Here is a 13862-nt window from a genome sequence, read left to right as displayed (position 1 = left end):
CGACGCGCGAGCGGATCGACGGCGAGGTGCAGGGCATGACGCGGCTGGGTTCGGCGGTGGCGACCGCGGTGCGGTTCGGACTCGGCGGGCGCGTGGGCGCCACGGGGCCGCGGCCGACGGGCGAGCTGGTGCTCTACGAGTTCGAGGCGTGCCCGTTCTGCCGCAAGGTCCGCGAGGCGCTGGTGTGGCTCGACCTCGACGTGACGATGCGGCCGTGCCCGCCGGGCGGCACGCGCTTTCGGCCCGAGCGGGTCCCGCCGTTCCCGCAGCTGGTCGACGACGGGCAGCTCATCCGCGAGTCGTCGGTGATCGTGCGCCACCTCGTCGAGCGCTACGGCGACGGTCACGTCCCGCTGGCCCTGCGGCTCGGGCCGCTGACGACGCTGTCGAGCGGCCTCGCCTCGCTGGCGCTGCCGCGAGGGCGGGCGATCGCGTCCGAGGCGCCGGCGCAGCCGCTCGAGCTGTTCGCGGACGAGACCTCGGCCGAGGCGCGGCAGATCCGTCAATGGCTGTGCGCCCGCGAGATCGCCTACCGCTGGCGCACCTGCGGCCGCGGCAGCGCCAAGCTCGCCGAGCTGGCCGAGCGCACCGGTCGTGCCGAGCTGCCCGCGCTGCTCGACCCCGGTCAAGGAGTCGACGTCCGCGGCGCGGGAGCGGCCGTCGCCCACCTGCAGCGCACCTACGGCCGCTGACGCGAGGTCCGCCGCGGGTGATAGCGAGGCGTGTCGCAGTAAGTCCTCGCGCCCGGGAGCACGGGCGCTGCGTGAAGAGTCGATGTTCGCGACGGAGCGAGTCCTCGCGCGCGTGGGCAAGGCCGCCCGCGGCAAGCGGCGGGCGGTGCGTGACGAATCGAAGTTCGTGACGGAGCGAGTCCTCGCGCACGTGCGCAAGGCCGCCCGCCGCAGGCGACAGGCGATGCCGGGCGAGTAGATTTTCGCGACGCAGCACGACCCGCGCGCCGGGCCGCCGGCGCACCGGGGAGACCTCCGCAGACGGCCGGCAGCGGCCGCGATAAGGTGACGGCGATGCCCTTCGACAGGCCCCAGGTCCCGGCGCTGTGTGCGGCGGAGCTGCCCGCCAACTTCCGCGCGATCGCCGAGCTCGACGACGGCTGGCGCGAGCCGAGGCCGGGCTTTCGCCTCGAAGACCTGCGCGCCCGCGGCGAGGCGTTCGCCCGCCGCTTCCGCGCCGATGGCCCGGTCCGCGGCTTCCGCACCATCGACCTGCTGCCGTTCCCGTACCCGGTCGCGTTCGGCTTCTGGCAGGCCCCGCCGACCCGCGCGAAGTACCTCCTGATGCGCAACCGCTGCAACCTGATCGAGTTCGAGGACTGGAGCGGGCAGGTGCGCACCCTCTTCGTCAACCCGAGCGAGGCCGACCTGTCCGCAAGGGCAGGTTTCTTCGACCAGCTGCGGCGCGACCTCGTGCCGTGGGCCCCGGCCGAGCTGCTGCAGCGGGCCGACGGTCCGGCCACGCTCGCGCGCAAGCGGCTCGGCGTCGACCCGGCCAAGATCGACTACGTCACCTTCGACCACCTCCACGTGCAGGACCTGCGGCGCGGGCTGGTCGGCGAGGGGGGGCGGCCGCCGCTCTATCCGAACGCCAGGCTCATCGTCAATCGCCGCGAGATCGAGACCCTGCAGGCGCTGCACCCGCTGCAGCGGCCGTGGTGGATCGAGGAGGCGCTCGACGGCGTGCCGGCCGAGCGCATCCTCGCGGTCGAGGGCTCGGTGTGGCTCGGCAAGGGGCTCGCGCTGGTGTGGACCCCCGGGCACACTCTCGGCAACCACTCGATCGTGTTCCACGCGGCCGGCCGCGGCGTGTTCGCCATCTCCGAGAACGGCCTGTGCCCCGAGAGCTACCTCCCGCGCGCCTCCGGCCTCCGCAGCCTGCGCGAGCACGCCGCCAAGTACGGCGCGGAGGTCGTCCTCAACGGCAACGCGCTCGAGAGCAGCATGTCGCAGTACACCTCGATGGTGCTCGAGAAGTCGCTCGTCGACCGCGGCGACGCCGGCGGGGAGGTCCCCAACATCTACTGCTCGTCGCCCTTCATCCGCTCGCCCCTGGCCTGGGGCATCGGACCCCGCTACACCGTCGCGCCGATCGACGCCGGCGCGCTCAGCCAGTCGCTGGCCTGAAGAACATGTCGTGAGGGACATATGGCAAGCCTGCAGAGCTACCTCCTGTACCAGATGATCCGCTACTGGCGCCGCCGCCACCCGATCGGCGAGTTCGGCCCGGACGGCTACAAGAGCGTGCGCAAGACCATCGAGAGCGGGGTCAAGCAGGGCCGCTTGCCGCCCGGCGTGTACCTCGAGCCGACCCGCGCCGGTGATGTCCCGGGCGAGTGGATCCACGCCGTCGGGGCCCGCGCCGACAAGGTCTTGCTGTACCTCCACGGCGGCGGCTACGTCGCCGGCTCGCCCGCCTCGCACCGGGCGCTGACCGCCGCGCTGAGCCGCGAGGCCCGCGTTCGCGTGCTTGCGATCGACTACCGCCTCGCCCCCGAGCACCCGTACCCGGCCGCGCTCGACGACGCGGTGGCCGCGTATACCTGGCTCTTGGACCAGGGCTATTCGGCCGGGTCGATCACCCTCGGCGGCGACTCGGCCGGCGGCGGCCTGTCCGCGGCCACCCTGGTGCGCCTGCGCGACGGCGGAGTGGCGCTGCCGGCCGCCGCGTTCATGCTGTCGCCGTGGGCCGACCTCGCCGGCACCGGCGAGTCGGTGCGCACGCGGGCCGCCCTCGACCCGATGCTCGGCGGCGACTTGGCGGCGTTCGCCAGCTATTACGTCGGCCCCGACGGCGACCCGCGGCACCCGCTGATCTCGCCGATCCACGCCGACATGCGCGGTCTGCCGCCGATCCTGATCCAGGTCGGCACCCGCGAGGTCCTTCACGACGACGCGATCCGCCTGGCCGAGCGCGTGCGGGCCGGGCAGGGCCGGGTCGAGCTCGAGGTGTGGGACGACATGATCCACGTGTTCCAGGTGTTCCCCAGCCTCTTGCCCGAGGCGCGGCGGGCGATCCGGCGGATCGGCGAGTTCCTGCGGGCGGAGCTCGCCTGAGGTCGAGGACGGCGACCCGGGGGAGCGGCCGCCCGCGCTGACGCGAGGTCGAGGGGGCTCGGGCGCGACGCGCCGGGGCGCGGAGGGCCCGCCGGGGCAGCGTCCACCGGCGGTCGCCTTCGCCGATGCGTGGGCATGACGATCGCGTCGGTCCGACCGCGGCGACCCGGCGCGGGCGCGTGGTAGGCTCGCGCCCGCGTGGTCGCGGCCGACCAGGACAACTTCGTCTCGAGCTCGCACCGGCTCGGCGAGGCCAGCTACACGCTGGTGCGGGGCGACGGCCTGCGGTGGATGGCGGCGCGGCCGGAGCGATCGATCCACGCGATCGTCACCGACCCGCCCTACGGCCTCAAGGAGTACACCGCGCTCGAGACCGCCAAGCTGCGCAGCGGCCACGGCGGGGTGTGGCGGATCCCCCCGGCCCTCGGCGGCAGCACCCGCAGCCCCCTGCCGCGCTTCACCGTGCTCTCGGGCGACGAGCGCGACGCCCTGGAGCGGTTGTTCGCCGACTTCGCGGCCCAGGCGATGCGCGTGCTGGTCCCCGGCGCGCACGTGTTCATCGCCGGCAACCCGCTGCTGTCGCACCTCGTGTACGGGCCGTTCCTCGCCGCCGGCTTCGAGAAGCGGGCCGAGATCATCCGCCTCGTCCAGACCTTGCGCGGCGGCGACCGGCCGAAGAACGCCCACGAGGAGTTCGCCGACGTCACTGTCATGCCGCGCTCCGCGTGGGAGCCGTGGGGTCTGTTCCGCAAGCCGTGCGAGGGCCGCGTCCAGGACAACCTGCGCCGCTGGGGTACCGGCGGGCTGCGGCGGATCAGCGCCGAGCAGCCGTTCGCCGACGTCATCGCCTCCGCCCCGACCCGGCCCGAGGAGCGGGCCCTCTCGCCGCACCCCTCGCTCAAGCCGCAGGCGCTGATGCGGCAGCTCGTGCGCGCCGCGCTGCCGCTCGGGCGCGGCGTGGTGCTCGACCCGTTCATGGGCGGCGGCTCGACGATCGCGGCCGCGGTCGCGGTCGGCTACGAGAGCGTGGGGGTGGAGCTCGACCCCGAGTTCCACGCCGCCGCGGCCGCCGGGATCCCGCGCCTCGCCGCGCTGACGACCCCGCCGCCGCGGCGGGCCCGGTCGCACCAGGGTGATTCTCAGGACATGTCCTGATGCACATGTCCGAAAGGCAACGCTGCCTGCTTGCTCACGGCACCGCGCTGGCGCCGCCGTCGAAGTTGATCGCAGCGCCGGTGATGAAGGCGGCGCGGGCCGACGCCAGGAAGGTGATGAGGTCGGCGGCTTCTTCGGCCTCGGCGACGCGGCCGAGGGGCACCTGGCCCTGGCGGGCCATGTCGGCGTAGAAGCGGTCGCGGTCGAGGGTCGGGTTGCGCTTCTTGTCGTGCTGGGCGCTCTTGACCAGGCCGATGAGGACGGCGTTGACGCGGATCTGCTCGGGTGCGAGCTCCTTCGACAGCGCCTTGGTGAGGGCCAGGCCGGCGGCGCGGCTGACGGTCGAGGGCATCGAGCCGGCGGCCGGCTGGCGGGCGCCGATGTTGAGAAGGTTGACGATGCTGCCGCCGCCGACCTTGCGCATGTGCGGGATGGCGAGACGGATGAGGCGCAGCGCGGCGAACAGCTTGAGGTCGAGGTCGTCCTGCCAGGCGTCGTCGGTGAGCGACTCGAACGCGCCGGAGGCCGCGGTGCCGGCGTTGTTGACGAGGACGTCGATGCGGCCGAGGCGGGCGACGACGCCGTCGACCAGGCGCATGACGTCGGCCGGCTCGCGCACGTCGACCGGCATGGCGAGCACCTCGGCGCCTGTCTCGGTGGACAGGTCGTGCATCGCCTTGGCGAGCACGTCGGCCCGGCGGGCGCAGATGACGACGCGCGCCCCGGCGAGGGCGAGCGCGCGGGCGGTGGCGCGGCCGATGCCCTCGCTGCCGCCGGTGACGATCGCGACTTTGTGCTGGAGACCGAGGTCCATGGCGCGAGGACGTAGCACGATTCACGCGCGCGCGGCACGGCGGTCACAGCGGGGCCTCCGGGGGCAGAGGAGGCTCGGGGAGGAGCCCCAGGGCCAGCATGGAGGTGCAGCCGCCGTCGGTGACGATGAGGTGGTCGACGACCGGGATGCCCATCAACCAGCCGCACTCGACCAGGCGATGGGTGAGGCCGACGTCGCTCTCGCTGGGGTTCGGCTCGCCGCTCGGATGGTTGTGGACGAGGATCACCGAGTGCGCGCCGGCCTGGGTGAGCGGGCGAAACACCTCGCGCGGGTGGACGTGCACGTGGGCGACGCTGCCGAGCCCGACCTCCTTGATCAGGCGGATCCGCCGCCGGCTGTCGAGGCCCAAAATCATGAACACCTCCTGCGAGCGGCCGCGCAGGTGGGCGTGGACGAACCGGCGTACGTCGTCGGAGCCGCGCACCGCGGCCTCGACCGGCAGCTGGAGCTGACCGATCCTTCGCGCCAGCTCGACCGCCGCGCACACGGCGGTGGCCGAGGCCTCGCCGATGCCCGGCGACTCTGCCAGCTCTTGCGGCAGGCCGCGCATCAGCCCGGACAGCCCGCCCAGACGCTGCAGCAGCGCCAGCGCCCGCTGCTCGGCCCGCCCGCCGCCGAGCAGCAGCGCGACCAACTCGACGTTGCTCAGCACTGCCGGCCCGAACGCGTACATGCGCTCGCGGGGCCGCTCGATCGCCCGCGCCCGCGCGCCGGCCTCGGGTTCTTCGCCACGACTCTCGCCGCTCCCTTGAGACATGTCCCAAGAGACTTCAAGCCGCGTGCCAGCGAGAAGCCGCAGGGCGACGCGGACCCGCGGCCTCAGGTGTCCCGCCGGCTGGCCGGGCGTCCCGCCGGCTGGACACGAGAGGGGCCGGCCGGGTGCGTCACCCGACGGCCGTCGCACAAGCGCGGTGACATGTCTTGACCGACATGCCTCTTCAGACCTGCTCGCTCGGACATGCCCTCGCGGACATGTCCCCGAAGCTCAAGAGCTCGTCTCGGCGGCCAGCTCGCGCCCGTGAGCGACCAGGTCGTCGGTGAGGCGGAACATGGCGTCGATCAGGCGCTCGACGCGGGCGATCCGCTCCTTCTCGCTGGCCTGGCCGGCCACGCCCTCGAGCTCACGGGCGAGGCCGAGCAGCTCGCCGGCGCTGAACATCGCCGCGGTGCCGGCGGCGCGGTGGGCCGCCTGGCGCATCACCTCGGGGTCGCTGGGGGCCGACGAGCGCAGCACTTCGGCCAGCTTCGGCGCCTCCTCGCGGGCCATCTCGATCATGCGCAGCAGGGTCGCGCGCGAGCCGGCGACGCGCTTGCTGACGGCGTCCCAGTCTTCGACTGCGCCGTTGGGGCGCTCGCCGATGGTGGCGAGCACTGCCTGCAGGTCGGCGATCTGGACCGGCTTGGTGAGGAAGCCGTCCATGCCGCGCTCGAGGCTGTGGAGGCGGTCGGACTCGGTCGCGCGGGCGGTCATCGCCACGATCGGCACGGCGCGCACGCGCGTGTCGGGGTGCTTGCGGATGGCCGCCGCCGCCTCCCAGCCGTCCATGCCGGGCATCTGCACGTCCATCAGCACCAGGTCGAAGCGGGTCGACTCGACGGCGGCCAGGGCCGCGTGGCCGTCGTGGACCACCGCGACCTCGTGGCCGGCGCCGCGCAGCATCTCGGCCGCGACCAATTGATTGATCGGGTGGTCCTCGGCCAGCAGCACGCGCAGCCGCCGGGTCGCGCGCGACAGCTTGGCTGGCGGCGTGCGCGACTCGGGCCGCGGGGTCTCGCGCGCGCACGGCAGCTCGACCTCGAAGGAGAAGATGCTGCCGACGCCGACCTTGCTGTCGACCGCGATCGCGCCGCCCATCAGGCGCACCAGGCGGTCGGCGATCGTCAGGCCGAGGCCGGTGCCGCCGAAGCGCCGCGTGGTCGAGGCGTCGCCCTGCTCGAAGGGGACGAAGATCGCCGACAGCCGCTCGGGGGCGATGCCGATGCCGGTGTCGCGCACCGCGAAGCGCAGGCGGGCCCGCTCGTCGGTCACCTGTGCGGCGACCTCGACCTGGACCTCGCCGTGCGAGGTGAACTTGATCGCGTTGCCGATCAGGTTGACCAGCACCTGGCGCAGGCGGTCGGGGTCGCCGACCAGCCAGCGCGGGACCGCGGGCGCGAGCGCGGCGGCGAACCGCAGGCCCTGCTCCTCGGCGCGCGGGCGCAGGGCGTCGATGGTGCGCTGCATGGTCGCGTGCAGGTCGAACGGGACCGGCGCGAGCGCCAGCTTGCCGGCCTCGATCTTGGTGACGTCGAGCAGGTCGTTGATGACCGCCAGCAGCGAGCGCGCCGAGTCCTGGATCACGCGCAGGCGCTCGCGCGCGGGCGCCGGCGGGTCATCGAGCAGCGCCAGCTCGACCATGCCGAGGATGCCGTTCATCGGCGTGCGGATCTCGTGGCTCACGTGGGCGAGGAACTCGCTCTTGGCCCGGCTGGCCGCCTCGGCCGCGCGCACCGCCTGGCGCAGCGCATCCTCCTGGCGCCGGCGCGCGCTGATGTCGGTCTGCGTGCCCATCAGCCGCAGGGCTCGCCCGGCGCCGTCGCGCGCGACCACCCGCCCGCGCCCCAGCACCCACCGGTGCCCGCCCTTGGTGCGCGCCCGGTACTCGCAGTGGAACGTGGGTGCCTCTCCGGACATGTGCTTACGGACAGCCTCGTGGAAGGCCTCGCGGTCGTCGGGGTGGACCGCGTGGGCCAGCTCGGCCTCGGAGTAGGTGTGGCTGGCGTTGTCGCGGCCGCGGGTGAAGAACACGGTGCCGGCGACCAGGTCCCAGTCCCACAGCTCGTCGCCGGCGGCCTCGAGGGCCATGTTGAGGCGCTGCTCGCTGTTGCGCAGCTGGACCTCGCTGCGCTTGCGCTTGGTGATGTCGCGGGTGGTGATGGCGACGCCGCCGCCGATGCGCACGGCCTGGTGGCGCAGCCACTCGACCCCGGGCAGCAGCTCCGAGTCGATGCGGATGTCTTCGTCGAGGGATTCGCCGGTGGCGAACACCCGCTCGTACTTGGCGAGGAAGGCCGACATCCGGCGCGCGCCGGCGAACTCCGACACGCGCATGCCGATCAGCTTCTCGCGCGGGCGGTTCATCAGGCGGGTGGTGCCGGGGTTGACCTCGACGATCACGAGGTCGAAGCGGCCGTCCTCGTCGTCGACCCGCTCGGCGACGACGATCGAGTCGGTGCTCGCCAGCAGCGCGCCGCGCAGGCGGTTGGCCAGCCGCTCGTGCTCGGCCTGGGCCACGCGCGAGGCGGTGACGTCGCGCAAGATCCCGACGTAGCCGATCACCTCGCCGGTGGCCTCGCGCAGCGGCGACGTCACGACCTCGACGTACGCGCGGGTGCCGTCGGCGCGGAGGATCGTCGACGAGTGGTCGTCGGAGCCGTACTCGCGGGCGCGCAGGGTGTACGTGTCGAGCTTGGTGGCGGGGCGGCCGAACTCCTGCGACAGCTCGCGGATCCGCTCGTCCACCTCGTCGGGGTCGCTCGGCAGGGTGTCGAAGTGGCGGCCGAGCACGTCCTCGGCGGCCATGCCGTAGATCCGCTCCGCCCCGCGGTTGAAGCGGACGATCCGGCCGGCGATGTCGACCGCGATCAGACCGACCCCGGTGGCGGTGGCCAGGATGCCGCCGATTTGCCCGTGGACCCGCGCCATCTCGCACTGCATGGCGACCCACGCGCTCTGGCCGTCGCGGATCCGGTGCAGCCGCATGTGCAGCTCGAGCCGCCGGCCGTCCTGCGTGACCACCTGCGTGTGGCCGCGGACGTCGGCCTCGCCGGCGAACACCCGGCTGAGGAAGCCGCGCACCTTGTCGCGGTAATCTGGCGCCACGGCCGCCAGCAGGCTGGCCGTTGCGACATGTTCTTCGGACCAGCCGAGCGTCTCGCGGAGCGCGCGGCTACAGACGAGGATGCGACCGTCGGCGTCGACCGCCGCGAACTTTTCGTCGCTATCCTCGAGGAGGTCGCTGAGCGAGGGCGGCATCCTGGAGTGGTGGCATGACAGCACGGCTGCGCGGCGCCGGCAACCGCCCATGAGGGGGCGCACGCGGGCTCCTTTGCCGCCGCGTCGACGCACGCCGGCCCGCTGCTGCTTCGGCGCGGGATCTCGCAGATCGCGCGTGGTATGGTTGCGGGCCGTGACCTCGACCCGCCTGGTCCTCGCGCTCGCCCTCGCACCTGCCGTCGCGGCAGCCGGCGCGCTCCTCCTCCCCGGCTGCGGCGGCGACCCGTCGACCGCCGTTCAACAGCGACCCGCCGGCGAGCCCACGCCGGCGAGCGGCGCCGCGGCTCCGGCCGGGCCCGCGCGCACCGCCACCGCCCCGGCCAACGGCTTCGGCGACGGCATCGCCTGGCGCGGCCTCGAGGAGGGCTTCCGCGAGGCCGCGAGCCTCAAGCGGCCGATCATGCTGGTCGTCCACGCGTCGTGGTGCTCGCAGTGCAAGGCGCTGCGGCCCGCCTTCTCCGACCCGGCGCTGGTGGACCTGTCCGACCGCTTCGTCATGATCAACGTCGACCAGGACCTCGAGCCGGCGAGCCAGCAGTACGGCCCCGACGGCCGCTACGTCCCGCGCGTGCTGTTCTTCGACGCCGCCGGCGAGCTCGACCACGAGCTGCTCAACGCCTCGCGCCGCCGCTACAAGTACTACTATTCGCCGCACGACGACCTCGTCGGCGCGATGCGTCAAGCCCTCGAACGCCATGCCAAGTCCTGAGCCCCGGAACGTGCGTCGCTACGCTCGCCGCGGTGCCGCCGGGTTCGCGCTGCTCGGCGCGCTCGCGCTGCGCCCCGCCGCCGCCGCGCGGCCCGACATCATGCCCGTGGAGGACGTGCGCCCCGGCATGAAGGGTCACGCGGTCACCGTCTTCTCCGGCACCGGCACCGACCGCTTCGAGATCGAGGTCATCGACGTCATCCGCGACTACTTGCCGCGCCAGGACGCGATCCTGTTTCGCTCGTCCGACCCGCGGATGGTCCACTCCGGCATCGTCGGCGGCATGAGCGGCAGCCCGATCTACATCGACGGCAAGCTGGTCGGCGCGCTGGCCTACGGCTACCGCTTCAACAAGGACCCGATCGGCGGCATCACCCCGATCTCCAACATGTTCGCCGTCGGCGAGCTGCCCTTTCGGCCAGAAGTGTTGCCGCACAACAAGGTCCGCGCGACCGCCCGCGACGGCGCGGCCGGGTGGGCCGACGCGATGCTCGGCCTCGGCACCACGCCCTTGCCGCAGCGGCGTCGCCCTGACGACCTGACGCCGCAGGGCGGCCTGGCGCCGCTCGGCGCGCCGATGTCGGTGAGCGGCCTCGGGGCCGAGGCGACCCGCTACCTCGCCGACACTCTCGGCCTCGTGCCCGCGCGCGGCGGCAGCGGCGGCACGGCCGTCGGCGACGCCAAGACCGCGCCGGCCAAGACCTGGCAGGGCGGCGACTCGGTGTCGGTGGTGCTGATCCGCGGCGACAACGCGGTCGCGCCCAACGGCACCGTGACGTGGGTCGGCGGCAAGCAGGGCGAGAAGCTGCTGGCGTTCGGCCACGAGATGCTCGGCGCCGGCCCGAGCAACCTGCCGATCGCCGACGCGCGCGTCCACGTGATCATCCCCAGCGTCGAGCGCTCGGTGAAGCTGTCGAGCGCGCTGCACGTGCGCGGCTCGATGATCCAGGACCGCCAGGCGGCGATCTCGCTGCGCACCGACGTCGGCGCGCCGATGATCCCGGTGACCACCGAGCTGCGCGCGCCGGAGCCCGACATGCCGCCGCGCGTCTACCACAGCGAGGTCGCGCTCGGCGTCGACCTCACCCCGGCGCTGACGGCCAGCCTGCTGGTCGACGCGCTCGGCGAGGGCGCGGCCGACGGCACCGAGGTGGTCGCCGAGGTCGTCCACCACATCGACGTCACCACCAGCAAGGGCCCGCGCACCGTCACCGTCAAGACCGAGGAGTTCTTCCCGGCCGGCGTCGACGCGCGCGCGCTCGGCCGCGGCCGCGGGGCGCTGATCATGGCGGCGCTGCTCAACAACGACTTCGAGGTCGCCAAGCTGCGAGGCGTCCGCCAGACCGCGACCCTGCGCTACGACAGCCCGGTCGAGATCCTCGAGTCGATCCGCCTCGCGGACGCGGACGTCCACGCCGGCGACCTCGTGACTCTCGAACTGCGCCTCCGCGACTACCGCGGCGCCGAGCACACCGAGACCCTGGCCCTGCGCGTGCCCGACGACGCCGCCGAGCAGGACATCCAGATCGAGGTCACCGGCGGCGACAACGCTCGCCCGCCGCGGCCGATGCCGAGCTCGCTCGACGACCTGATCGACACGCTGCAGGACACCTACCCGGCGCGCAGCCTGGTCGCCACCATCTACCGCGAGGCCGAGGGCCTCTCGACCCGCCACGGGCTCTTGCCCGAGCTGCCGGCCAGCGTGCTCGAGAGCCTCGCGCACACCGGCAGCACCACCTCGGCGGTCCGCTTCAAGCAGATGGCGCGGCGGGTGATCCCGCGCCCGGCGCTGATCGAGGGCGAGCACACGCTCAAGCTCAGCGTCAAGCCGAAGCGGAAGTTCGCCGCGCCGGATCCCGATTGACGACTCGTCCAGCCTCGACCATGACTGTCCCTTCGCGCATGTTCCTTCGTACATATGTGCCGTTCGCGGCGCTGCTCGCCCTCGCGCCCGCGAGCGCCGGGGCCGGCGGCACGCGCAGCTTTCACCTCGGCGACTTCGACGACTTCGACGCCGGCGAGGCCGAGGGCGCGGCGATCGAGGGCTCCGGCAAGGTCACCGTCGGCCTCGTGCCGGCGCGCGGCGAGGTGAAGGGCGCGGCGAGCGTGTTCTCGTGCGTGGCCGACCCGAAGGACAAGGGCGCGGTGTACCTCGGCACTGCCGATCGATCCGCGGTGCAGCGGATCAAGCTGACCACCCCGAGCAAGGCCGGCGCGGCCGAGCCGGCGGCGACCAAGCTGGCCGAGCTGCCCGGCGCGGTGGTGTCCGCGCTGACGACCCTGCCCGGCGGCGACGTGCTGGCGGCGACCCTGCCCGGCGGGACGATCCACCGCATCGACGCCAAGGGCAAGGTCAGCGAGTTCGCCAAGCTCGCGGTCGACCAGATCTGGGCCCTCGTGCCGCACGAGGGGCGCCTGCTCGTCGGGACAGGTCCGAAGGGCGAGCTGTTCTCGCTCGACATGAGCGGCAAGGACCCCAAGGTCGTGCTCGACTCCGACGAGAAGGACATCCTCGCGGTGCTGTCGGTCGGCAAGGACGTGGTCGTCGGCACCTCGCCCGGGGCGAAGGTGCTGCAGGTCGGCCCCGCCAGCGACGGCGTGTTGGTCCACGACTTCGCCGGCGACGAGGTCCGCGCGCTCGCGCTGGTCGACGGCGGCCTGGTCGCCGCGGTCAACGACTTCAGCGACCGTGGCCTGTCGTCGGTCCAGGCGCTGACCAAGAACCTCAACCGCACCAGCCTGGTCGGCCAGCCGGCCGAGGGCACGCTCGACGCGACGTCGGGCGGCGGCGGGGCGCAGTCGTCGGCCGACCTGTTCTTCGTCGCCCTCGGCGCCAAGCGCGACCTGGCCCGCGCCTCCGAGGCGACCTGGGAGTCGTGGCTGCACAAGGACAAGCAGTACTTCACCGGCCTGCTCGCCGGCGGCAAGGGCAGCGAGGTGCTGGTGTCCGCCTCGCAGCAGGGCAAGGTCTACCGCGTCCGCGGCCGCCGCGACGTCGCCACGGTCGCCGACCTCGACGAGCGCCAGGCGACCGCGCTGTGCCGCCTCGGCGACGGCGCGGTGCTGGCGACCACCGGCGACGGCGCGGGCGCCTACCGGCTCGCGGTCGCACCTGCCCAAAAGGCCAGGTACAGGACGAAGGTGCTCGACGCCAAGCAGCCGTCGACCTTCGGCGCGGTGTACCTGCGCGGCAAGGGCGTGACGCTGCGCGCCCGCAGCGGCCCGGGCGAGGAGCCCGACAAGCGCTGGAGCGAGTGGAAGCCGGTCAGCCTGAAGAAGGAAGGCGACGCCCTGGCGGGCGCGCTGGCCCTGCCGACGCGCCGCTTCGTCGAGCTCGAGGTGACTCTGGCCGACGGCGGCGAGCTGCGCGACGTGCAGCTGTTCTACGCCCCGGAGAACCTGGCGCCGCTGGTGGCCGGGGTCGACGTCGCCCGGCCCGAGTTCGAGCTCGGCGACGACGACGAGCCCGACGGCAAGCTGACGATCAAGTGGAAGGCCGAGGCGCGCGACGACGACGACCTGGTCTACGAGGTCCGCGTGCGCCCCGAGGGCACCTCCGACAAGGAGTGGATCTCCCTCAGCGGCGCCGAGCAGGTGACCAAGAAGGAGTACAAGTGGGACCTCGACAGCGTGCCCGACGGCGTCTACGAGGCCCAGGTCATCGCCAGCGACGAGCCGAGCAACGGCATCGCCCGCGCGGCCCGTGACGAGGTCGTGTCGGCCCCGTTCGTCGTCGACCACAAGCGCCCCGCGATCGACGGCGTCAAGGTCAGCGGCCTCTCGATCACCGGCACCGCCAGCGACGAGGGCGGCCAGATCCACGACGTCGCCTTCAGCGTCGACGGCGGCCCGTTCCGCGCCGCCAGCCCGAGCGACGGCCTGTTCGACACCGGCCGCGAGGGCTTCCAGCTGACCCTCCCCGAGCCGCTGGCCCCCGGCCGCCACCGCGTGGTCCTGCGCGCCCGCGACGCGTTCGGCAACATCGGCTCGCACGCGGTCATCGCCGACAAGTGACGCCTGTCCCCGCGGACAGGTCGTAGCGGACGCGCCTCGCTCGCG

At 73.4% G+C, this 13862-nt stretch carries 11 protein-coding genes; 8 read left to right on the top strand and 3 right to left on the bottom strand.

The features are described 5' to 3' along the window. Positions 1 to 35: 35 nt before the first annotated feature. The 5 genes from OV090_RS17935 (at position 36) to OV090_RS17915 (ending at position 4223) form a co-directional block, all read left to right on the top strand. A complete protein-coding gene (locus tag OV090_RS17935; protein WP_267704934.1) occupies positions 36 to 692 on the top strand; it encodes a glutathione S-transferase N-terminal domain-containing protein in 657 nt (218 codons plus the stop codon). A 112-nt stretch (positions 693 to 804) separates the two neighbouring features. Next, positions 805 to 930 carry a hypothetical protein gene (locus OV090_RS17930; RefSeq protein ID WP_267704933.1) on the top strand — a complete coding sequence of 42 codons (126 nt, stop codon included), beginning with the start codon at positions 805 to 807 and terminating at the stop codon, positions 928 to 930. A gap of 95 nt (positions 931 to 1025) precedes the next feature. After that, entirely contained in the window at positions 1026 to 2138 is a 1113-nt protein-coding gene (locus tag OV090_RS17925; RefSeq protein WP_267704932.1) for a hypothetical protein, read from the top strand. Between the two features lie 21 nt (positions 2139 to 2159). After that, positions 2160 to 3068 (top strand): alpha/beta hydrolase, encoded by a 909-nt coding sequence (locus OV090_RS17920; RefSeq protein ID WP_267704931.1) that lies wholly within the window; start codon positions 2160 to 2162, stop codon positions 3066 to 3068. 198 nt (positions 3069 to 3266) lie between these two features. Further along, on the top strand, positions 3267 to 4223 hold the full coding sequence (locus OV090_RS17915; RefSeq protein ID WP_267704930.1) for a DNA methyltransferase: 957 nt from the start codon (positions 3267 to 3269) through the stop codon (positions 4221 to 4223). A gap of 34 nt (positions 4224 to 4257) precedes the next feature. On the opposite strand, the gene OV090_RS17910 is transcribed toward OV090_RS17915, so the two are convergent. The 3 genes from OV090_RS17910 to OV090_RS17900 all read right to left on the bottom strand — a co-directional run bounded on the left by OV090_RS17910 (position 4258) and on the right by OV090_RS17900 (position 9073). Next, a complete protein-coding gene (locus OV090_RS17910; protein WP_267704929.1) occupies positions 4258 to 5037 on the bottom strand; it encodes an SDR family oxidoreductase in 780 nt (259 codons plus the stop codon). Positions 5038 to 5080: 43 nt separating this feature from the next. Next, on the bottom strand, positions 5081 to 5815 hold the full coding sequence (radC, locus tag OV090_RS17905) for a DNA repair protein RadC (protein ID WP_267704928.1): 735 nt from the start codon (positions 5813 to 5815) through the stop codon (positions 5081 to 5083). 228 nt (positions 5816 to 6043) lie between these two features. Next, the gene (locus OV090_RS17900) at positions 6044 to 9073 is read right to left on the bottom strand and encodes a PAS domain S-box protein (protein WP_267704927.1); all 3030 of its coding nucleotides are present in this window, start codon (positions 9071 to 9073) and stop codon (positions 6044 to 6046) included. Between the two features lie 154 nt (positions 9074 to 9227). Between OV090_RS17900 and OV090_RS17895 the strand changes: the two genes are divergently transcribed. From OV090_RS17895 to OV090_RS17885, 3 genes are read left to right on the top strand one after another with little or no spacing between them, the layout of a single operon-like run. Continuing rightward, complete coding sequence (locus OV090_RS17895; protein WP_267704926.1) at positions 9228 to 9803, top strand: thioredoxin family protein; 576 nt, start codon at positions 9228 to 9230, stop codon at positions 9801 to 9803. Positions 9804 to 9813: 10 nt separating this feature from the next. Beyond that, positions 9814 to 11667 (top strand): SpoIVB peptidase S55 domain-containing protein, encoded by a 1854-nt coding sequence (locus tag OV090_RS17890; RefSeq protein WP_267704925.1) that lies wholly within the window; start codon positions 9814 to 9816, stop codon positions 11665 to 11667. 38 nt (positions 11668 to 11705) lie between these two features. Next, a complete protein-coding gene (locus OV090_RS17885; protein WP_267704924.1) occupies positions 11706 to 13817 on the top strand; it encodes a hypothetical protein in 2112 nt (703 codons plus the stop codon). The last annotated feature ends 45 nt before the right edge of the window (positions 13818 to 13862 follow it).

It is taken from the genome of Nannocystis sp. RBIL2 (genome assembly GCF_026626745.1).
Lineage (GTDB): Bacteria > Myxococcota_A > Polyangia > Nannocystales > Nannocystaceae > Nannocystis.
Note: the sequence above shows the minus strand (reverse complement) of the source record. Positions and strands in the feature narration are given on the sequence as shown.

Excerpts from the sequence above, each read along its gene's own strand:
- radC (WP_267704928.1), bottom strand. The coding sequence starts at position 5,815 with ATGTCTCAAGGGAGCGGCGAGAGTCGTGGCGAAGAACCCGAGGCCGGC.
- OV090_RS17920 (WP_267704931.1), top strand. The coding sequence starts at position 2,160 with ATGGCAAGCCTGCAGAGCTACCTCCTGTACCAGATGATCCGCTACTGG.
- OV090_RS17935 (WP_267704934.1), top strand. The coding sequence starts at position 36 with ATGACGCGGCTGGGTTCGGCGGTGGCGACCGCGGTGCGGTTCGGACTC.
- OV090_RS17925 (WP_267704932.1), top strand. The coding sequence starts at position 1,026 with ATGCCCTTCGACAGGCCCCAGGTCCCGGCGCTGTGTGCGGCGGAGCTG.
- OV090_RS17900 (WP_267704927.1), bottom strand. The coding sequence starts at position 9,073 with ATGCCGCCCTCGCTCAGCGACCTCCTCGAGGATAGCGACGAAAAGTTC.
- OV090_RS17910 (WP_267704929.1), bottom strand. The coding sequence starts at position 5,037 with ATGGACCTCGGTCTCCAGCACAAAGTCGCGATCGTCACCGGCGGCAGC.
- OV090_RS17885 (WP_267704924.1), top strand. The coding sequence starts at position 11,706 with ATGTTCCTTCGTACATATGTGCCGTTCGCGGCGCTGCTCGCCCTCGCG.